Annotated in this window: 19 protein-coding genes; 7 read left to right on the forward strand and 12 right to left on the reverse strand. The window is 56.7% G+C overall.

Going from position 1 to position 20023, the window contains the following annotated elements:
• Positions 1–15: 15 nt before the first annotated feature.
• On the forward strand, positions 16–1533 hold the full coding sequence (gene glpK / locus AC13H5_RS10805; protein ID WP_214823210.1) for a glycerol kinase GlpK: 1518 nt from the start codon (positions 16–18) through the stop codon (positions 1531–1533).
• Between the two features lie 41 nt (positions 1534–1574).
• Here glpK and AC13H5_RS10810 read toward each other — a convergent pair whose 3' ends face one another.
• The 12 genes from AC13H5_RS10810 to cspD all read right to left on the reverse strand — a co-directional run bounded on the left by AC13H5_RS10810 (position 1575) and on the right by cspD (position 15547).
• Complete coding sequence (locus AC13H5_RS10810) at positions 1575–2711, reverse strand: PDZ domain-containing protein (RefSeq protein WP_483545712.1); 1137 nt, start codon at positions 2709–2711, stop codon at positions 1575–1577.
• Between the two features lie 40 nt (positions 2712–2751).
• A complete protein-coding gene (locus AC13H5_RS10815; protein ID WP_233004476.1) occupies positions 2752–4155 on the reverse strand; it encodes a S41 family peptidase in 1404 nt (467 codons plus the stop codon).
• A 99-nt stretch (positions 4156–4254) separates the two neighbouring features.
• Positions 4255–5619 carry a murein hydrolase activator EnvC family protein gene (locus AC13H5_RS10820; protein ID WP_483545713.1) on the reverse strand — a complete coding sequence of 455 codons (1365 nt, stop codon included), beginning with the start codon at positions 5617–5619 and terminating at the stop codon, positions 4255–4257.
• Between the two features lie 30 nt (positions 5620–5649).
• Positions 5650–6552, reverse strand: a complete 903-nt coding sequence (gene ftsX / locus AC13H5_RS10825) for a permease-like cell division protein FtsX (RefSeq protein WP_034778552.1) — start codon at positions 6550–6552, stop codon at positions 5650–5652.
• Positions 6542–7228 (reverse strand): cell division ATP-binding protein FtsE, encoded by a 687-nt coding sequence (ftsE, locus tag AC13H5_RS10830; RefSeq protein ID WP_034778554.1) that lies wholly within the window; start codon positions 7226–7228, stop codon positions 6542–6544. Before ftsE ends, ftsX begins: the two co-directional genes overlap by 11 nt.
• Positions 7229–7580: 352 nt before the next feature.
• Complete coding sequence (locus tag AC13H5_RS10835) at positions 7581–9200, reverse strand: BCCT family transporter (RefSeq protein ID WP_034778556.1); 1620 nt, start codon at positions 9198–9200, stop codon at positions 7581–7583.
• Between the two features lie 94 nt (positions 9201–9294).
• Positions 9295–9627: a cytochrome c551 gene (cccB, locus tag AC13H5_RS10840; protein WP_233004478.1), complete on the reverse strand. Its 333-nt coding sequence runs from the start codon at positions 9625–9627 to the stop codon at positions 9295–9297.
• Between the two features lie 108 nt (positions 9628–9735).
• Entirely contained in the window at positions 9736–10593 is an 858-nt protein-coding gene (locus AC13H5_RS10845) for a YitT family protein (protein WP_021065415.1), read from the reverse strand.
• A 61-nt stretch (positions 10594–10654) separates the two neighbouring features.
• Positions 10655–11755, reverse strand: coding sequence for a peptide chain release factor 2 (prfB, locus tag AC13H5_RS10850; RefSeq protein ID WP_214753859.1), 1101 nt, complete (start codon positions 11753–11755; stop codon positions 10655–10657).
• Positions 11756–11809: 54 nt separating this feature from the next.
• The gene (gene secA, locus AC13H5_RS10855) at positions 11810–14332 is read right to left on the reverse strand and encodes a preprotein translocase subunit SecA (protein ID WP_483545714.1); all 2523 of its coding nucleotides are present in this window, start codon (positions 14330–14332) and stop codon (positions 11810–11812) included.
• Positions 14333–14474: 142 nt separating this feature from the next.
• Positions 14475–15035: a ribosome hibernation-promoting factor, HPF/YfiA family gene (hpf, locus tag AC13H5_RS10860; RefSeq protein ID WP_021065412.1), complete on the reverse strand. Its 561-nt coding sequence runs from the start codon at positions 15033–15035 to the stop codon at positions 14475–14477.
• A gap of 314 nt (positions 15036–15349) precedes the next feature.
• Complete coding sequence (cspD, locus tag AC13H5_RS10865; protein ID WP_021065411.1) at positions 15350–15547, reverse strand: cold-shock protein CspD; 198 nt, start codon at positions 15545–15547, stop codon at positions 15350–15352.
• A gap of 273 nt (positions 15548–15820) precedes the next feature.
• Here cspD and AC13H5_RS10870 point away from each other — a divergent pair, with 273 nt between their 5' ends.
• The 6 genes from AC13H5_RS10870 to AC13H5_RS10895 all read left to right on the forward strand — a co-directional run bounded on the left by AC13H5_RS10870 (position 15821) and on the right by AC13H5_RS10895 (position 20018).
• Positions 15821–16315, forward strand: coding sequence for a competence protein ComK (locus tag AC13H5_RS10870; protein ID WP_214707226.1), 495 nt, complete (start codon positions 15821–15823; stop codon positions 16313–16315).
• A gap of 89 nt (positions 16316–16404) precedes the next feature.
• Positions 16405–18069: a hypothetical protein gene (locus AC13H5_RS10875; protein ID WP_483545715.1), complete on the forward strand. Its 1665-nt coding sequence runs from the start codon at positions 16405–16407 to the stop codon at positions 18067–18069.
• Between the two features lie 9 nt (positions 18070–18078).
• Complete coding sequence (locus AC13H5_RS10880; RefSeq protein WP_029595031.1) at positions 18079–18369, forward strand: EscU/YscU/HrcU family type III secretion system export apparatus switch protein; 291 nt, start codon at positions 18079–18081, stop codon at positions 18367–18369.
• A complete protein-coding gene (locus AC13H5_RS10885) occupies positions 18366–18746 on the forward strand; it encodes a flagellar export chaperone FliS (protein WP_483545716.1) in 381 nt (126 codons plus the stop codon). The genes AC13H5_RS10880 and AC13H5_RS10885 overlap by 4 nt, the downstream gene beginning before the upstream one ends.
• Positions 18730–19554 carry a flagellin N-terminal helical domain-containing protein gene (locus tag AC13H5_RS10890; protein WP_483545717.1) on the forward strand — a complete coding sequence of 275 codons (825 nt, stop codon included), beginning with the start codon at positions 18730–18732 and terminating at the stop codon, positions 19552–19554. The genes AC13H5_RS10885 and AC13H5_RS10890 overlap by 17 nt, the downstream gene beginning before the upstream one ends.
• A gap of 20 nt (positions 19555–19574) precedes the next feature.
• Positions 19575–20018, forward strand: a complete 444-nt coding sequence (locus tag AC13H5_RS10895; RefSeq protein ID WP_029595028.1) for a YaaR family protein — start codon at positions 19575–19577, stop codon at positions 20016–20018.
• Positions 20019–20023 lie beyond the last annotated feature (5 nt).

Here is a 20023-nt window from a genome sequence, read left to right on the forward strand (position 1 = left end):
AGGAGGCTCTCTCATATGGAGAAAGAAAAACGCTACATCTTAGCACTTGACCAAGGAACGACAAGCTCACGGGCGATCATCTTCGACCACGACGGAAAAATCGTCACGACCGCTCAGCGCGAGTTCAAACAATACTTCCCTAAGCCAGGCTGGGTCGAGCATAACGCCAATGAGATTTGGGGTTCTGTCCTCGCCGTCATGGCCGAGGCGTTCGGTTCGGCCGACATCGATCCAAAAGAGATCGCAGCTATCGGGATCACGAACCAACGGGAAACAGCCGTCGTCTGGGAGAAGTCGACAGGACGTCCGGTTTATAACGCCGTCGTCTGGCAATCGCGTCAAACAGCCGGTATTTGTGATGAGTTGAAGGAAGCCGGTCATGCCGACTTGTTCCGCGATAAGACAGGCCTCTTGATTGACGCCTACTTCTCAGGCACGAAAGTCAAATGGATCCTCGACAACGTCGAAGGCGCCCGTGAGAAAGCCGAAGCCGGTGACCTCCTCTTCGGAACGATCGACACTTGGCTCATCTGGAAACTGTCAGGCGGCCACGCCCACGTCACGGACTACTCGAACGCGTCACGGACGCTCATGTACAACATCTATGAGCAGAAGTGGGACGATGAGTTGCTGGAGATCTTGACGGTACCGAAGTCGATGCTCCCGGAAGTCAAACCGTCGAGTGAAGTGTACGCCAACACGATCCCGTACCACTTCTTCGGCTTCGAAGTTCCGATCGCCGGCGCGGCCGGTGACCAACAGGCAGCCCTCTTCGGTCAAGCCTGCTTCGAGTCAGGAGAAGGTAAGAACACGTACGGTACAGGTTGCTTCATGCTCATGAACACGGGCGAAGAAGCCGTCAAGTCGGACCATGGTCTGCTCACGACGATCGCATGGGGATACAACGGTAAAGTCGAATATGCGCTCGAAGGTTCAATCTTCGTCGCCGGTTCGGCCATCCAATGGCTCCGTGACGGACTCCGTATGCTCAAGTCGGCGAAAGACACGGAACAGTACGCCAACCGCGTCGAGACGACAGACGGCGTCTACGTCGTCCCAGCCTTCGTCGGACTTGGTGCCCCGTATTGGAACTCGGACGTCCGTGGTGCCATCTTCGGCCTCACGCGCGGGACGGAGAAAGAACATTTCGTCCGGGCGACGCTCGAGTCACTCGCCTATCAGACACGCGATGTCTTGACGGCGATGGAACAAGATTCTGGCATCGAGTTGAAGACGCTCCGCGTCGACGGCGGTGCGGTCAACAACAACTTCCTCATGCAGTTCCAAGCGGACATCTTGGACGTCCCGGTCGAACGGCCTGAAGTGAGCGAGACGACGGCTCTTGGTGCCGCCTATCTCGCCGGTCTCGCCGTCGGGTTCTGGAAAGACCAAGCAGAGATCAAACAACAGTGGAAACTCGACCATCAGTTCGAACCGAAGATGGACGATGCACACCGCGAAAATCTGTATAAAGGCTGGCAACACGCAGTCGAAGCGACAATGGGCTTCAAACCATCAAAACTTGAACTTTAATTGAACGCACGAAAGGGAGCATCCGCCAAGGATGCTCCCTTTTATAGTTTCCGTAACCGCAAACGTGGGCTCGCCGGTTCGGCGACGAACAAGATGCCGAGCTCGTGCGGGTCGGTCTCATACATCGCCCGTTGCACGAAACGGATGTCCCCGTTCAAGTTGAGCACCTCGAGCTTGATGTACGGTTTATGCAACTGGAGCGCCTCATAGAAGCTGCTCCCGCCAGTGATGACGGTTCCGTTCACTTTGTAGATCGATTCGCCCGGGATGAGCTGCATCGCCTCGCCCGGTGAGCCCGGGAGCGTGTCGATGATGACCGCTCCTCGGTTGCCGTTGATGAACACCGGCGTCGTCCCTCGATTCTCTCGCTTGATGAGTTGTAGCGCCAACTCATACAACACGAACAGACCGAGCAAGATGTAGGCCGCGTACGGGACGTCGATGGCGTAGGAAGCCCCGACCAAACCGATGGCGATGAGCGCGAGCAGGCCTCGATACAGGCTCAAGCGGCCGAGGAGCGTCCCTGGGAGTGCTCCCGTCGACAGCAGGCTCACCCCGATTGGGATCGGCAAGATGATCGGCACTGGGCCGTCGAGACCGAAGGACGGGGGTAGGAAGACGACAAGCGGGAAGAACCAGAGCCGTTTGACGACGTGGCCGCCGATGAATTGGCCCCGTTTGGACAAGATGAGCGTCGGTGACGTCTCGACCGGACCGTTCCACCGTAAGAGGATCGCTTCCGCGAGCGTCACGACACCGAACACGAGCGCATACACCGGCCAGTCGACCTCGGCCAATCGATCCATCCACCCTGTCAGTCCGCCATACTCGATGACGTCACGAAGCGCGACTGCCGTCAGCATGATCAAAAACGGGAACGCTGGGCTACTGAAACGCGGGTGCATCGTCAAGACGATGAGCGCATACAGCATGCTGAACGTCACGACCCATTCCCAGTTGACGGTCGTCTCGAGCAGAATCAGCGCCGCCGAACCGATGACCGCAAGGAGCAGGCTCGGCCATAGAAAATGGCGCCAGTCCGATTTCGGCGAACGCCGACGCGAGCGGAACATGCCCCGCTCCCGTTTGATGCGCGTCATGGATATGTAAGCGAGGGCGACGAGCGTCGCCCAGAGTAGCGGACTACCGATCAAGGTCAACAAAGCAGTAAAACTCATTCGTAGAACGTCCACACTTGTCCAATCCTTTCCCTAATCCTTATTTTGCAGCTTCTTCGAGCGCGCGATTCAATTGGGCATCGTTCGCCTCATCTTGAATCTCCTCGAGCAAGCGTGACTCGAGCGCCGACGCCGTCGCTTCATTGACGATCCCGTCTTCCGGCAAGTTGTTGTCGGCTTGGAAGGCACTGACGGCACGGCCCATCGTATCACCGAAATAGCCCGGCTGTCCGCCCGGTTCATAGCCGATGCCCGTCAACACGGTATGCAAGTTCGAGACCGCTTCCCCATAGTCCCCGACTTTGAGCGTATCCGCGTCGGCGAGGATGCGGGTGACATTGAAATAGTCCGGTTGATCGACCTCGACGTCCGGTTCGATGCCTTTCTCGTTGATCCAGTTTCCGTCCGGTGTGAGCCATTTGCTCGTCGTCAGCTTCAAGTTGCTGCCGTCCTCTAAATCGAACGCCGTCTGCACGACGCCTTTCCCGAACGTCTTGTTGCCGATGATCGTGGCCCCGGCACCTTCTTTGAGGGCCCCGGCCAAAATTTCAGACGCCGATGCCGACCCTTCGTCCGTCAAGACGAACAAGTCGTACGGCTTCGCTTCTCGGGCACGGCCGCTCTGCGACTCGCGCTCCCCATCCGCATTCTCGATTTGGACGACCGGTTTGTTCGTCGGGACGAATCCTTCGGTCATCTCGATGACGGCAGGGAGCAATCCACCCGGGTTGCCTCGTACGTCGATGATCAGGCTATCGATTCCTTCCGATTCGAGCGCCTCGAGCTGCTCTAAAAATTCGTCCGCCGTCGGCTCGGAGAATTGGGTCACCTCGATATAACCAACCTTTTTCCCATCCTGTTCTTTCACTTCCGAGTAGACGGTCTCGATTGGAATCGTGTCACGTGTGATCTCGTAGTCGGCCTCTTGTCCGCCGCGGCGGATCGTGAGCGTGACGACGGTCCCTTTCTCGCCCCGGATGAGCTGAACCGCCTCTTCGACGGCCATCCCTTCGATCGACTCGCCGTCGACCGCCGTGATGACGTCGCCGGCCCGGAGTCCCGCCTCTTCGGCCGGTGCGCCTTTGATTGGAGCGACGATTAAGATGTCTTCTCCTTTCTTCTCCAAAGTCGCGCCGATTCCTTCAAAACTCGACTCGATTGAGTCGGTGAACTGTGACGTCTCTTCGGCGTCGAGGAAGTCCGAGTACGGGTCGTCAAGCGCCCCGGTCATACCGTCGAGCGCTCCCGTCAACAAGTCTTCTTCCGAGATGTCCTTGAGCGAATGCGTCTCGATCAATTGCCGGACTTGGTCGACCTTGTCCCAGCCTTCTGCCTTCGGTTGAATCGGCAGCGCCGTATCCGTAAACGCCATCGTCGCGAGCCCTGCACCGGCTCCGGCGACGAACGTGGCGCCGGCTAGTAATCCTGCGGTTGTATTTTTCACGGGTGATTCCCTCTTTTCTCTTTGTCAGTCTTTCATTCAGTATAGCAAAAAGTTCAGAAAAACGGACGCGTTCCACAAATTTGGAACACGTCCGTCTCATCAGTAACCGATATAAGGACCCGGGTCGACCGCATTCGGTTGCCCTGGCGCCCATTGTCCGCGATGTAATTCGAAGTGGAGATGCGGTCCCGTCGACCAGCCTGTGTTGCCGAGCGTACCGACGGTCTGGCCAGCGGACACCGTTTGCCCAGACGAGACCGTGATCGAGTCGAGATGGGCATAGACGGTCGTCCAGACGGCCCCACCGACGATGTGGGAGACGAAGACGACGTTGCCGTATCCGGTCGCCGGCGCCGCCTTGATGACGATGCCTGGTGCCGCCGCGACGATCGGGGTCCCGGTCGCATTGACGAGATCGATGCCGCGATGCGACTCCGCCACGCCTGTCAATGGGTTTTGGCGAGGACCGAACGGGCTCGACACGTAACCGGACACCGGACGGACGAACGAGGTCGCCGGCCCCGACACGTTCGTCGGGGCTTCCGCAGGCGGTGGGGGCGTCGGTGCTGGTGAGGCCGTGGCCTTCTCGTCCGACTGTCCTTTCGCTTCCGCTGCAGCTGCGGCTTTGGCCTCGGCCTGTGCTTTCGCCTCGGCTTCCGCCTTCGCCCGTGCTCCCGCTTCGGCTCGGGCCTGCGCTTCGGCCGCTTCTCGTTCCGCCGTGGCGATCGCTTCGAGCTGTCCGGCGATGATGCGGCTCTGTTCGTTCATGAGCGCCTGCTCTTCGGCACGGCTCATTTTTTCAAGTTCGAGCAGTTCGACCTGTTCGTTCAGCTCCGACAACAAGTCGCGCTTCTGTTCGGCGGCGACGTCGAGCGCTTGTTTCGTCACGACGAGCTCGCGTTCTTTTTGTTTCAAGAATGACAGCTGCGTCCGTTGCCGTGCCTCGAGCGTTTCGAGCCGCTCGACTTCATTCATGTAGGTATGTATGAGGTCCCGGTCCTGCTCCGCGATCGTCTGCGCGGTCAACAGCCGCGTCACGAAGTCTCCGAACGAGCGGGACTCAAAGACGACTTGGAGATAGGACCGGTCCTCGTGTACTTGAAGCACACGAAGACGCTCACTAAGGAGCGCCTTCTGGCTTTCGAGGTACTGCCCTTGGGCAGCGAGTTGATCACGGGTTTCCTCGAGCTCAGTGCGCGCCGCGTCCGCTTCTTCCTGCTGGACGGCGATCTGTTCACTTAATCCCTCGAGACGTTCATTGACGGCGCGAATCTCTGTCGATACCGCGTCGCGTTCCGCCTCGGTGATGTCGAGCTCGGCGTCCGTCTCGTCTTGCGCTTTCTTGGACTCCTCCAATTGATTGGATAGACGATCTTGTCGTGCTTTCAGCGTGTCTTTCTCCGTCGCCATGACCGGCGAGGCAAGTAGCGTCAAACTTAATCCAAGCGCAAGCGAACGTTTCATCCGCCAACTCCTCCTCATATTTAAATTAGATTAAACTTTCAAGAACCGACCGAGTGATGTCGTCGAGCCCCAGATCCCGATGAAAGCACCGAGCGCCAAGAGGACGAGCGACACTTGTGTCGTCAGTACCGATGGATCAATCAATTTAAATATATCACTATTCAGTTGATCTAGCGATGGTTGTAAAGCACTATATGCGACGTCATAACCGAAGTAGATGACGGCGATCGGGATGAGCGCGCCGAGCACACCGAGGAGAAGTCCTTCGATGAAGAACGGCCAGCGGATGAAGCTGTTTTTCGCCCCGACGAGGCGCATAATCTCAATCTCGCGACGGCGTGAGAAGATCGTCATCTTGATCGTGTTCGAGATGAGGAACATCGCCATGAGTGTGAGACCGACGATCAACACGAGTCCACCGATGCGAATCCCGTTGAAGAAAGCGAACATCTTGTCGATATAGTCCTGTCCATATGTGACCTTATCGACGTTGTCGAGTGATTGCACTGCGTCGGCGACCGTCTCCGTATTGAGCGGGTCTGATGCCTTGACGATATAGCGGTCATGGAGCGGGTTGTCTTTCTCGACCGTTCCATAGGCGTTGGCGTCTTCCCCGAGCTGGTTACGGAAGTTTTCAAGTTCATCTTCTTTCGAGCTGAACGTGACCGACGCGACGCCAGGGATCTGTTCTAAGTTCTCCCCTAGCTTCTCGACTTTCGCTTCCTCCGCGGTCCGGGTGACGAAGACTTGGATCTCGACGTCGTTCTCGACGTTCTCCGAGATCTCATTGACGTTGAACATGACGAGGGCGAACACCCCGACGAGTAACAAGGTGATGGTGACGGCACTGACAGCCGCAAACGTCATCCATCCGTTGCGAAGTGTTCCCTTGAACCCTTCGCGCAGATGACGGATTCCACTTTTAAATATCATAGCCATATGCTCCTTTCTCTTCATCGCGGACGACTTTCCCGTTCTCGATCGCGATGACGCGATGACGGATTCTGTCGACGATATCACGGTTGTGCGTCGCCATGACGATCGTGGCCCCGCGACGGTGAATCTCTTCAAATACTTCCATGATGCCCCAAGCCGTGTCCGGGTCTAAGTTACCGGTCGGCTCGTCGGCGATGATGAGCTTAGGCTTATTGACGATGGCACGGGCGATTGACACACGTTGCTGCTCCCCACCCGACAGTTCGTCCGGATAGTTGCGCGCCTTGTGCTTCAGGCCGACGAGGTTCAACACGTCCATGACCTGTTTGCGCATCGTGCCCGTGTCGGCTTGAACGACCTCGAGTGCGAACGCGACGTTCTCATATACCGTCAAAGACGGCAACAACTTGTAGTCTTGGAAGATGACGCCGAGTTGACGGCGCAGTTTTGGGACGTGGCGGTTTTTCAGTTTGCCGACGTCGATCCCGTCAATCATGAGCTGACCGCTCGACGGTTTTTCCTCCCGATAAATCATTTTCATGAACGTCGATTTCCCGGCGCCGGATGGTCCGACGACGTATAGAAATTCGCCGTCTTCGATCTTCAAATCGAGGTCGTCGACTGCGACGACACCGTTTGGATATACTTTGCTGACTTTTTGCATCGATATCATAACGTATTCCCTACCCTTTTTATATATTTTCCATGCATCTATGACGAATTCTGAATTGGTTTCATCGAATTGATTCGTTAAGTGAATATTTTCGCCTAGCCTCTGTTCTACACGATAATCAGACAACCTGTCAAGCGACCATATATCAGTCAACCCTATCCAATTCATCGCTGAGGCGATAGTTCAAGCGCCTACAATTATAACAATCGAACTTTTAAATAACCATTACAGGATTGTTTCAGTTGGATTGAGTTCGGTGGGAAATTGTCGAAATGAAGATGGGCTTCACGAGATCGACACAGACGGTGAAACGCACATTCAAACAGGCACCCGCGTCCGCGAGTGCCTGCCGTCAATCGTCTCGTTTGTCCACCGGACGCTCTTTGAGCGCATCGAACGGTGACCGTTTCTTTTTGCGGTACTTGATATGAATCGTCGGGGACTCATACTCGTCCGAGGCTCGGATGTCCTTGCTCGAGACGCGCATGAACGACCAGGCGAGGAGGATCATGATGAAGATGAGCGGGAATCCGCCGACGATGCTTGCCGTCTGGAGCGTGTCAAGCCCGCCGAGGAACATGAGCGTCAGCGGCATGATCGACAACGCGAACGCCCAGAACAAACGGTTCCAAGCGAGCGGCTCCTCTTCGACATATTTTTGTGTGACCGACGCCAAGATGTAAGAGGACGAGTCGAACGTCGTCGCGAGGAAGATGATGGCGAGCACCGTGAAGACGGCGACGACGACTTTCCCGAACGGCAACTGCCCGATGATAGCGATGATTGTCGCCGGTGGACCGAATTGTTCCATATACGTTATGACATCGAACGCGCCGGTTAAATGAAGATAAAGTCCAAAGTTCCCAAGGATGCCGAAGAACAAGATACAACCGAACGTCCCGTATACCATCGTCCCGATAATCATGCCCCGGATCGTCCGTCCCCGTGAGATGCGGGCGACGAACAGGCCGACGAACGGGGCATAGACGAGCCACCACGCCCAGTAGAACACTGTCCACGCCTCCGGGAAGCCCGTTTCGACGAATCCGCCCCGGTTACCGAACGGCTCCATCCATGTCGCCATCCGGAAGAAGTTGTCGAGCATGAGCCCGACCCCGTTGAACGTCGTCTCCAAAATAAAGCGGGTCGGTCCGAAGACGAACGTGAAGCCGAGGATGGCAAGGGCGAGCCAGATGTTCAAGTCGCTCAAGAGTTTGATCCCCCGCTTCAGACCGACGTATGAACTGATGGCGAAGATGACTGTACAGACGAGCATGATGACCGCCTGCATGCCGAGCGTGACCGGGATGCCCGTGATCTCGTTCACCCCTTCAGCGATCATCGGCGTGCCGAGGGCGAGCGTCGTCCCGGCCCCGCCGAGCAGTCCGAAGATGAACAGGATGTCGATGACTTTCCCGAGCGGACCGTCCGCCCACTTGCCGATGACGGGACGGACCGCCTCGCTCACTTTCAAGACCGATTTACGACGGACATAATAGAAGTAAGCGATCGGCAAGGCCGGCAGCGTATAGATCGCCCAGGCGATCGGACCCCAGTGGAACATCCCGTACGCCGTCGCCCACTGGATCGCCTCGGTCGATTCCGGCGTGATCCCGAACGGCGGGCCTTGATAGTAATACACCCATTCGATGACGGACCAATAGAGGATGCTCGAGCCGATCCCGGCCGCAAACAACATCGCCGCCCACGAGAACGTGCTGAACTCAGGCTCCTCGTCCTCGCCGCCGAGCTTGACATGCCCGTTCCGGCTGAAGGCGACAAAGATCAAAAAGCCGAACGCGCCAAGCCCCATCGCCAAGTACAACATCCCGAAGTTCGTCGTCATGAACGTATTTGCCGCCCCGACCCATGCCTTGCCCGTCTCCGGGAAAAAGATGAGCGGCAGCGTCACCGTCATGAGCAACACGAACGCCCCGATGAACGTCGGCCAGTCGATCAGTTTTGTCTTCACATCGTTCACTCCATTCACTTGTTCTTTCTATCCCTTACCAACAAATGGGCTGGACGAAACAAAAAAACCACGAGTCGCCTCGTGGTCCCCATCATTATTTCTTCTCAGCGAGCCAAGCCGCGACCGCTGTGATTTCTTCGTCTTCCTCGATCACGTTCGCAGGCATAGCACCTTTCCCGTTTTTGATAATTTCTTCGATTTCACTAGCCGACAGACGTGAACCGACGTCCGAAAGTTTCGGACCGCTCATACCTTCTAAGTTCGCGCCGTGGCACGCCGCACAGTTTTGGGCGTAGACCGCTTCCGCGTCGACCGACGCCGTGTTCGCGCCGTCCCCGTTGCTCGTCGACTCTTCTTCATCGCCACCGCCACACGCACCGAGCGTGAGCATGGCGCCAAGTCCAATCGCCATCATCCATTTCTTCATAATCAGGTTCCCCTCCTAAGTTGTAGAAATAACCTACTTTTACCATTATAGCCGTTATGAACCGCTTTCTAACCTAATCTCATGAAAAATACACAAAGATTCCACAACTCACGGCACGTTGATATAACGTTTGTCGGAGGTGAATCCTTGCCCCATCACCTCGTGCGCCTCGCTGAAGATGAGGAACGCGTCGGGATCGATGCGACGGATGATCTCTTTCAGACGACTCACTTCGTTTTGGCGGACGACGACGAGGAGCATTGGCCGCTCGAGACGCGAGTACGCCCCGATCGCCTGGATCTCCGTCGCGCCCCGGTCGAGCTCGTCGAAGACGGCGCGCGTGATGACGTCCCGCTTCTCCGAGATGACGTATGCCATCTTGTCCTGCGTGAAGCCGAGCTGGACGAAGTCGATCATCTTGATCGTGATGAACAGCGCGATCAGTGCGTACAGTCCCGTCGTGAACGAGAACGTGACCGCAGCGACGAGGACGACCGCCCCGTCGAGGATGGCGATACAGAGATAGAGCGGGATGTGGGTGAACTTATGTAGGATCTGCGCGAGCAAATCCATTCCCCCGGTCGAGGCCCGTCCCCGGAAGATGAGCCCGAGACCGATTCCGACGCCGGCCCCGCCGAAGATGGCTGCGAGCAGCGTGTCATTGACGGCCGCTCCCGCGTCGATCGCTTCATAAAACAAGATCACGCCCGGCAAGAAGATTGACCCGACGAGCGACTTGACGCCGAAGCCGAGCCCGAGAATCATCCAGCCGACGAGGAGGAGCAACACGTTCGACACGAGCTGGAACGCCCCTGGCGAGATGTTGAACAGCTCGTACGTGATGATCGAGATCCCGCTGACGCCGCCCGAGGCGAGGTTGTTCGGCAATAGGAACAAGCTGAACGCCGAGGCGACGAAGACGGACCCGGTCAGTAAATAAATGTAGTCTTTGACGATTTGCTTCATTAAAGGTTTTCTCCTCTACATACAACGTGGCCCAAAGACGTCAGTCCTTGAGCCACTTGCATCACATATTTGTCTTGCGGAGGTAAGCGTCGACGAAGCCCATGATGTCCCCATCCATGACGCCGCCCGTGTTCCCGACCTCATAGCTCGTGCGGTGATCTTTGACCATCGCGTACGGGTGGAAGACGTACGAGCGGATTTGGCTGCCCCAGCCGATGTCTGTTTTCTCGCCGCGGATCTCATCGAGCTTGCGTTGCTGCTCGTCGAGTTCGCGTTGATACAGTTTCGCTTTGAGCATCTTCATCGCCGCTTCGCGGTTCTTGATTTGCGAACGCTCAGCCTGACACGAGACGACGACACCCGTCGGCACGTGCGTGATCCGGACGGCCGAATCGGTCGTGTTGATGTGCTGACCGCCGGCACCCGACGCGCGGTACGTGTCGATGCGGAGGTCTTCCGTCTTCACTTCGATCTCAATGTCGTCATTGAACTCCGGCATGACATCGCACGAGACGAACGACGTATGACGGCGGCCCGACGAGTCGAACGGCGAGATGCGGACCAATCGGTGAATCCCTTTCTCCGCTTTCAAATAGCCGTAGGCGTTATGCCCGACGATACGGAGCGTGACCGACTTGACGCCGGCCTCTTCGCCCGCAAGGTAGTCGACCGTCTCGACTTTCCACCCTTGCTTGTCAGCGAAACGTTGATACATGCGCAGCAGCATCGATGCCCAGTCTTGCGACTCGGTACCGCCCGCCCCCGGGTGCAACTCGAGGATGGCGTTGTTGGCGTCATACGGTCCGTTCAAGAGGATCTCGAGTTCGAACGCGTCGAAGTCGGCCTTGAGCGCCGTCACCATTTCCGCGAGTTCTTCTTGCATCTCGGCGTCCGGCTCTTCTTTGATGAGTTCGAGCGTGACTTCGCCGTCCTCATGGCCGTCCGCAAGCTGTTGATACTTGTCGACCATCGCTTTGAGCGCGTTCGACTCGTCGATGACTTTTTGCGCCTTCTCTTGGCTGTCCCAGAAGTCTGGGTACGTCATCTCGTTCTCAAGCTCGGCGATGCGGGCCTGCTTCTCTGTCAGGTTGAGCGATTGGCGATAATTCTCGAGGCGTTTCGCCATCGCCTCGAGTTCGTTGCGAATATCTGAAATTTCCATAGTGTAGGTCACCTTTCCGTAGGAAAGAGGCGAGCGGGCTCGCCTCTTTCAAAATTAAGCCTGTTGTTTGCCGTGGCAGTTTTTGAACTTCTTGCCTGAACCACACCAGCACGGGTCGTTGCGCCCGAGCCGTTGGTCTTCAGAGCGACGGACCGGCTTTTTCTTCACCGGCGTGTCGTCCTTGCCAGACACCGCCACTTCCTCCTCGACGACTTTCTCGCGTCGGAGGTTGTCGCCGACTTCGGCACGGAGCACGAAGCCGGTCACTTCTTCGGAGATGGCCACGTTCATCGCATCGAACATGTTGATCCCTTCCGCCTGATACTCACGGAGCGGGTCGTTCTGCCCGTAAGCGCGCAAGTGAATCCCTTGACGAAGCTGGTCCATATGGTCGATGTGCGCCATCCAGTGCGAATCGACGGCCCGGAGAACGATGATCTTCTCGAACTCGTTGAAGCGTTCAGGCGGCGCGAGTTGGCGTTTCGCCTCATACTGCGCGTTCGTGCGTTCGCTCAACAGCTCGATGATCTCTTCGCGCTCTTTGCCGAAGAAGTCCTTGCCTTCGACCGGTTGCTCGAGGGCGAGCGTCTGGTTGGCCCAGTGCGCGAGTTCCTCGATGTTCCACTCTTCCGGCACGAGTTCGAGCGGCGTATATTGCGCCACGCCCGTCTCGACCGTCTCTTGAATCATCGAACGGACGATGTCCGTGACCGATTCGTTCTCGAGGATGCTGGCCCGGTCTTTGTACATGACTTTCCGTTGGTCGGCCATGACGTTATCGTAGCCGAGGAGCTGCTTCCGTGCGTCATAGTTGTTGCCTTCCACACGTTTTTGAGCCGACTCGACCGCTTTCGAGACCATGCGGCTCTCGATCGGTTGCGTGTCGTCCATGCCGAGGCGCTCCATCATGCTCTGGAGGCTGTCGGTACCGAAGCGGCGCATAAGCTCGTCTTCGAGTGACAAGTAGAACTGGGATTTACCCGGGTCCCCTTGTCGTCCGGCCCGTCCACGGAGCTGGTTGTCGATCCGGCGCGATTCGTGGCGCTCGGTCCCGACGATGTATAATCCGCCGAGCTCGATGACGCCTTCGCCGAGCTTGATGTCGGTACCGCGTCCGGCCATATTCGTCGCGATCGTGACCGAACCTTTTTGTCCGGCGTTCTCGACGATTTCGGCCTCACGGGCGTGGTTCTTCGCGTTCAACACTTCGTGTTTGACCTTCTTCTTCGAGAGGAGCTTGCTCAAATACTCCGACGTCTCGACGGCGACCGTCCCGACGAGGACCGGTTGTCCCGTCGCGTGGGCTGCCATGATTTCGTCGACGACGGCTTTGAACTTGCCTTCCATCGATTTGAAGATGAGGTCCGAACGGTCTTCCCGAAGGATCGGTTTGTTCGTCGGGATCGTCACGACCTGCATATTGTAGATGTTACGGAACTCTTCTTCCTCCGTCTTCGCCGTCCCGGTCATCCCGGCCAGCTTCTCATACATACGGAAGTAGTTCTGGTACGTGATCGTCGCGAGCGTCATCGATTCGCGTTGAATCTCGACGCCTTCTTTCGCCTCGATCGCCTGGTGCAACCCTTCCGAGTAGCGGCGTCCGTCCATGACCCGACCCGTGAACTGGTCGATGATCATGACTTGGCCGTCGCGGACCATATAGTCGACGTCATGATGCATGACGGCGTTGGCACGAAGGGCGAGTCCGACGTGGTGGTTGACCGAGACGTGCTCGATCGCGAACAAGTTGTCGATGCCGAAGAACTTCTCGGCGAGGTCGACCCCTTTGTCCGTCAAGAGGACCGATTTCGTCTTCACGTCGACCGTGTAGTCGTCCTCGATCTTGAGCGTCCGCACAAATGCGTCGGCCCGTGTATAGAGTTCTGTCGATTTTTGAGCCGATCCCGAGATGATGAGCGGGGTCCGCGCCTCATCGACGAGAATCGAGTCGACTTCATCGACGATTGTGAAGTAGAGTTCGCGTTGGACACGGTCTTCTTTATAAAGGACCATGTTGTCACGCAAATAATCGAAACCGAGCTCGTTGTTCGTCGAGTACGTGATGTCACAGTTGTATGCCGCCTGCTTCTCGACGCGGTCCATGTTCGACACGTTGAGGCCGACCGAGAGACCGAGCGCGAAGTAGAGCGGTTCCATGAGTTCTTTGTCACGGCGGGCCAAGTATTCGTTGACCGTCACGACGTGGACGCCGCGGCCCGTGAGCGCGTTCAAGTACACCGGGAGGGTCGCGACGAGCGTCTTCCCTTCCCCGGTCTTCATCTCGGCGATGTCGCCGTTATGGAGCACGTAGCCCCCGATGAGCTGGACACGGTAGTGGCGCATGCCGAGCACGCGCTCGGACGCCTCGCGGCAGACCGCGAACGCTTCTGGCAAAATATCGTCAAGCGTCTCGCCCTTGTCCAAACGCTCCCGGAACTCAATCGACTTCGCCTGAAGTGCTTCATCAGACAATGCCTTGATCGGTTCGGCGAACGACTCGACGAGGTCGGCCGCTTTTTCTGCTTTTTTCAATACTCGTTTCTGTGGAGCAAATAAATCTTTCAAAAAGTTCGCCATACGCTTTATCTCCTCTGCATTCACTGAAAAAATGCATGTTTTTTCCCTAATGTACAGTTTAACCGAAGTGACCCTTGCTTTCAAGGAAAGGCAAAAGGAAACGGCCCTCCGAGTCGGAGGGCCGTGTGGTTTCAAGGTTGAATTATTCAGGTTCAATCAAGCCGTATTTGCCGTCTTTACGACGGTAGACGACGTTCGTGTTGCCCGTCTCTGCGTCTGAGAAGACGAAGAAGCTGTGACCGAGCATGTCCATCTGAAGAATCGCTTCTTCCGTGTCCATCGGTTTGAGCGTGAAGCGCTTCGTCCGCACGAGTTCGAGTTCTGCCTCGTCCTCGTCATAGACGACCACGTCTTCGGGACCTTCGAGTGATTTGAAGTACTCGCCGATACCGCCATCTTTGGCACGCGATTTACGGTTGAGTTTCGTTTTGTGTTTACGGATTTGACGTTCCAATTTGTCGACGACGAGGTCGATTGCCGCGTACATGTCGAGGTTGGTCTCCTCAGCACGGAGCAACAAGTTCGGCATCGGGATCGTCACTTCCACTTTTTGTTTCTCATTGTACACTTTCAAGTTGACGTAAGCCGTCTGTGCATCCGTAGGAGTTGTGAAATACCGAGTCAATTTGTCCAGCTTTTTCTCGACATAGTCTTGGATGGCTGGTGTGACTTCAATGTTTTCGCCGCGAATGTTATAAATCATCTGAACTCCTCCTTAAAATAACCGCTTGACCCAATGATTCGTCAGATTGGACCGAATCTCCTGCTTCATTTCTGAAAAGAAAGTGGAACCAGGTGGCTCATATATAGTATACCCCGAATCCGAATCGTTTGAAAACGTTATCATCAGAAAATAATGACAATTTTGTTCCGACAGGTCCGTCTTCCACGTGAATCGGTGGTATAGAAACAAACTACCCGTTCTACCCGTTCTTAAACGCGATTTTGATTGGTAAGGACATTATGTGAGAAAAACAAAAAAGTCGGCCCCGTTAGGAGCCGACTCGTGGTTCGAAATTATAATTTTGTAACGTTAGCCGCTTGTGGGCCACGCTCGCCATCAACGATTTCAAACTCTACCTCTTGACCTTCGTCAAGTGATTTGTAGCCGTCAGTTTGGATTGCTGAGAAGTGTACGAATACGTCTTTCCCGCCTTCTACTTCGATGAATCCAAAACCTTTTTCTGAGTTAAACCATTTTACTTTACCTACCATGTGTAAATCCATTCCTTTCACCATTGAAGAATACAGAGGCTTTCCCTCTATCGGTAATCTTACCACCTTCTTGCAGGCGTGACAAACACTTTCTCAAATTTTTGCAAACGAATTCGCGTTTGGCTTACATTGGAATTATATTTCCCTACTTTTCATATCGTCTTATTGAATTTACATATTTTGTGATATATCATGGAAGGGATGATTTAGGTTTGTGTTCCATCTGTTATGGCCGAGCCTGAAAATCCAATACGAAAAGGACGGTGCAGCTGTATGCGCCCCTACCATTCCGAGGAGAAATACCGGATCACGAAACGGACGGTGGCGATTTTGCCATGTCGAGACATGACGATGCAATCGCGGATCATTCTCGAGGACGGATCTGAGATCATGACGCCGCTCCGGCCCTACCAGCTGTTGCAGCTCTCGTGCCGCCAGTACAGCAGTTCGATCGAGGAACGCATCTTCGTTGCCAAGCGCGTCGCCGGTGTCAAAGGCAAAGTGCCTGTCGTCATCGAACCGACGTCCGGGCTCGTCTTCTTCCCGACGAAGTCCCCGAAGCGCCCTGATTGCGAATGGTACGCCTGGTCCCACATCCGTGACATCTCGAGTGACCCGCTAGAGCCGAACGGCTCGGTCGTCACTCAGGACGGTCACCGGATCCAAACGAACGCGACCGCGTACGTCCTCCGCAACCAGCTGAAAGCGACGGGCGAACTCGTCGCCCGGTTTCAACAATTGAACCAGAACGCCTTGCTCGAATCCTGACCCTTCCGTCGTCCGACGGGAGGTTTTTTTCTGTCGGTTTCGCTTCACTTTTTGAAAAAGAGGTCGATATATTGTTCGAGGTGACAACTATGCAAATCCAAGCCCCTTTGACCGCGGCCGTCGCGGTCACGGCCGGTATCCAAACGAACCGGGTCTATAAGGCCGAACTCGTCAAACAGACCGGACCCGACTCCGGCATCGTTAAAATCAACGGCGAGCACGTCGAGGTCACGTTCGAGGGCGGGCTCCCGAAGACGAACCCGTTCCAATTGACGCTCGCCGAACAAGACGGCCAGCTGATCGGGACGATCGTCGTCAAGCCTGAGCCGGAGACGACAGAAATGCCAAGCGGCCAACCGGTGAAACTCGATACAAAAATCCAGACGTTGCTCGCGTCGCTACCGCCCGAGGTGCGGAGCGCCGTCAGCCGTTTGCTCCAATCAGGACGGTTACCGATGAACGAGGACACGGTGCGACTGCTCGAAACCGTCTTTAAAGGCGACCTGCGCGATGCGGTCCTTTGGCTAAAGACGATCGAGGCACCGACGCTCCCGCGTGACGTCGCCCGCAACATCGCCGTCGCGTCATTAGATGAAGCGAGACAACTGGTGACTCGTCCGGCGCCCGACGCCCCGTACCCGCAGAAAGAACGCTTCATCGAGCACGTCAACTTGTCGCGTCCCGTCAGCGAACGTTTGACGCCGACACCGGAGACGGTCGACCGACTCATCAATGAATTGCCGGAGCCGCGCCCGACGCGAATCGAGCCGCGCGAGGCGTTACCGCCCGTCCTTGGACGACCGGTGCTCGTCAAAGAAGTGACGACACATCTCGCGACCGTGACGAATACGTTCCGAAACGAGCAAGTGACGGTCACGAAACAGCTCGGCCAAGTCGCCGCCCTCGTCGAGACGAACCCGCATCAGGCGCGACCCGCGCTCGAGACGGTGTCGACCCGGCTGACGCAACTCATCCAGAAGACGGACGCCTTGCTACATACGAGCGCGACCCAAGAGAAGGCGCTCGTCGCGATGACGGCGAAGCTCGACGTCGCCCTCGGGCTGCTGTCGACGAAACCTGCCGAGAGCGCTGCGCTCATTAAAGAAGTGCGCGCCAGCTTGAACGAGTTCCGCTACGTGCCGAACCATGTCCGGCTCGAATACATCCCGCACCAGGCGACCCGCGCCGGCGAACTGCCGCGCGTCACGCCGTTCAAGGTCGATCCGAACTTATCCGGTCGCGTCATCCAAGAGACGGCGCAGCGCGTCCAGGCGTCAACATTGTCATTGAAAGCTGACGCGGCGACACCTGAAGCGCAGCGGCTCGCCTCGTTCTTCCAAGTCCAACAGACGCTGAACCGGCTCGACGGCGGGCAGCTCCAGCAGCTCATCCTCGCCTTGCCGGCGAAAGTCCAAGAGATCGACACCGGTATCCACGTCCATATCCAAAACCGTGAGGCCGGGGACGTCGTCGACTGGGAGAACAGCGTGCTCTATATCCGGCTCGAGACACCACGTCTCGGAGAGATCGGTGTCAAACTCGAGGCGATTGACCGGAATCTTCGGCTCACGCTCGAACACGATGACCCGGTCGTTGAGACGCTCGCCAAGCCGCTTCTCGGCAAAATCGAGACGACGCTCGAGGCGATCGGTTACCGGAGCGTGACGACCCAGTTCCGCCCACTGACGAAGACGGACCGACCGGAGATCGAGCGTCCGACGCTCGAGACGACCGGCTATGATTTCCGCATCTAGGAGGCTGTTATGTATCAACGTATGGATTTGACGAAACGCAAGACGGCCGCCGTCGTCCGCTATGATGAGACGATTGACCGGGCCCCGGTCATCGTCGCCCGCGGGACAGGCGCCGTCGCCGATAAAATTTTAGATGAGGCAAGATCGCGCGGCGTCGCCATCGAGCACGACCACTCGCTCCTTGGCCACCTGCTCGACCTTGACCTCGGGGATGCGATCCCCCCACAACTGTATGACGTCATGGCCGAAGTGCTATTACTGATCGAAGAACTCGATACCATCAAAGGAGACCCATCATGAACCCGAACCGACTATACGAAATGAGCCCGCAAGAGCTGACCCAAGCGATGCTCCACGCGCTCGTCTACCACTATGAACAAGCCGGGACGGCGACGATCGCCGAACGCAACCGCCACTTGCGTCAAGCACGCGAACTGCTCGCGAAGCTCCACCAAGGACTTCACGACGGCGGCGGCATCATCTCGGCCCAACTCGACGAGCTTTACTTGTATATGGCGAAATCGAGCCTCGAGGCGTTGATCGAACAAGACATGGACAAAATCGAGGAGCTCCACGGCCTCGCAAGTGAGCTCGACAAGACATGGGGCGAGGCGATCGAGAATGCTCGACTTCAACCCGTACCTTCAGGAGGAAACCGTTATGAAAATTACCAATAACGTGCAAGCGCTCAAAGCGTACTCGTCGCTCACGCTCAACCAGGCGACGATGAAGAAGACGATGGACCGCCTCTCGAGCGGCGTCCGCATCAACAAGGCGTCCGACGACGCGGCCGGGCTCGCCATCTCCGAGAAGATGCGTATCCGCCTCGACTCGCTGTCGATGGCCGAACGCAACACGCTCGACGGCATCTCGCTCACACAGACGCTTGAAGGCGGGATGAGCGAGACGCATTCCCTCCTGCAACGGATGCGCGAGCTGTCGGTCCAAGCTTCGAACGGGACGCTCAGTGGTGATGACGCCAAAGCGATCCAAGACGAGATCACGGCGCTCACTGCTGAAGTGACCCGGATCGCCGAGACGACCGAGTTCAACTCGAAAAAGATCATGAACGGTGACTTTATCGCCGGCAATGAGACGCTCTTCTTCCAACTCGGGGCCGGCAGCGGCGAAGGCGTCGTCTTGAACGTCGACGACATGCGTGCCGCCGCGCTCGGGATCGACGGACTGGATGTGACGACGCAAGATGGCGCCAATGACGCCATCGCCAAGTTTGACGCCGCCATCCAAACGGTCTCGCTCGAACGCTCGAAACTCGGTGCCATCCAGAACCGGCTCGAGGCGAACGTGAGCGTCGTCACGATTGGGTCTGAGAACTTGACGGCTTCCGAGTCACGCATCCGCGACGCCGACATGGCGCGCGAGATGATGGACTTCGCCCGCCTCAACATCTTGAACCAATCCGGCATGGCGATGATCGCCCAATCGAACGCATTGCCGCAAGGCGTGCTACAATTGTTGAACTAACTTAAGGAAGGACGGATCCTATGGACATTCGTCGCATCATGGAGACGCAGTCGCTTCACGGCGCCGGGAAGGCGAAACGCCCCGAGGCTGAGCCTGGCGTCTCGTTCCAGAACGTCATCGGCCAAAAACGGGAGGACCGCGAGCACGAGCGCTTCCAGCGCCAAATCGCGGCCATCCACGAGAAAGGCGAGCTCCTCGCCGAGAGCCAGACGGTCGAGTCGCTCGCCGAATATAAGCAACTCATTAAAGACTTTATGAAAGACGCCGTTGACGCGGCACTCCGCCTCGAGGACAAACGCGGCTTCAACCGCCGTGGTCGCGCCAAGATTTATAAGATTGTCGAACAAGTCGACCAGAAGCTACTTGCCTTGACCGATCAAGTCATCTCGGGCGAAGCGTCACGTTTGTCGCTCCTTGACCAAGTCGGTGAGATTCGCGGCCTGCTCGTCAACGTATACGTGTGAGGTGA

The organism is Exiguobacterium sp. FD-YE-25-4, from assembly GCF_057004685.1.

What these genes read in the sequence shown, in the direction of transcription:
- AC13H5_RS10880 (WP_029595031.1), top strand. Translation starts at nt 18,079, where the DNA reads ATGTATCAACGTATGGATTTGACGAAACGCAAGACGGCCGCCGTCGTC.
- AC13H5_RS10875 (WP_483545715.1), top strand. Translation starts at nt 16,405, where the DNA reads ATGCAAATCCAAGCCCCTTTGACCGCGGCCGTCGCGGTCACGGCCGGT.
- secA (WP_483545714.1), bottom strand. Translation starts at nt 14,332, where the DNA reads ATGGCGAACTTTTTGAAAGATTTATTTGCTCCACAGAAACGAGTATTG.
- glpK (WP_214823210.1), top strand. Translation starts at nt 16, where the DNA reads ATGGAGAAAGAAAAACGCTACATCTTAGCACTTGACCAAGGAACGACA.
- AC13H5_RS10810 (WP_483545712.1), bottom strand. Translation starts at nt 2,711, where the DNA reads ATGAGTTTTACTGCTTTGTTGACCTTGATCGGTAGTCCGCTACTCTGG.
- AC13H5_RS10895 (WP_029595028.1), top strand. Translation starts at nt 19,575, where the DNA reads ATGGACATTCGTCGCATCATGGAGACGCAGTCGCTTCACGGCGCCGGG.
- AC13H5_RS10845 (WP_021065415.1), bottom strand. Translation starts at nt 10,593, where the DNA reads ATGAAGCAAATCGTCAAAGACTACATTTATTTACTGACCGGGTCCGTC.
- AC13H5_RS10890 (WP_483545717.1), top strand. Translation starts at nt 18,730, where the DNA reads ATGAAAATTACCAATAACGTGCAAGCGCTCAAAGCGTACTCGTCGCTC.
- AC13H5_RS10885 (WP_483545716.1), top strand. Translation starts at nt 18,366, where the DNA reads ATGAACCCGAACCGACTATACGAAATGAGCCCGCAAGAGCTGACCCAA.
- prfB (WP_214753859.1), bottom strand. Translation starts at nt 11,755, where the DNA reads ATGGAAATTTCAGATATTCGCAACGAACTCGAGGCGATGGCGAAACGC.
- hpf (WP_021065412.1), bottom strand. Translation starts at nt 15,035, where the DNA reads ATGATTTATAACATTCGCGGCGAAAACATTGAAGTCACACCAGCCATC.
- AC13H5_RS10870 (WP_214707226.1), top strand. Translation starts at nt 15,821, where the DNA reads ATGCGCCCCTACCATTCCGAGGAGAAATACCGGATCACGAAACGGACG.
- cccB (WP_233004478.1), bottom strand. Translation starts at nt 9,627, where the DNA reads ATGAAGAAATGGATGATGGCGATTGGACTTGGCGCCATGCTCACGCTC.
- ftsE (WP_034778554.1), bottom strand. Translation starts at nt 7,228, where the DNA reads ATGATATCGATGCAAAAAGTCAGCAAAGTATATCCAAACGGTGTCGTC.
- cspD (WP_021065411.1), bottom strand. Translation starts at nt 15,547, where the DNA reads ATGGTAGGTAAAGTAAAATGGTTTAACTCAGAAAAAGGTTTTGGATTC.
- AC13H5_RS10820 (WP_483545713.1), bottom strand. Translation starts at nt 5,619, where the DNA reads ATGAAACGTTCGCTTGCGCTTGGATTAAGTTTGACGCTACTTGCCTCG.
- ftsX (WP_034778552.1), bottom strand. Translation starts at nt 6,552, where the DNA reads ATGATATTTAAAAGTGGAATCCGTCATCTGCGCGAAGGGTTCAAGGGA.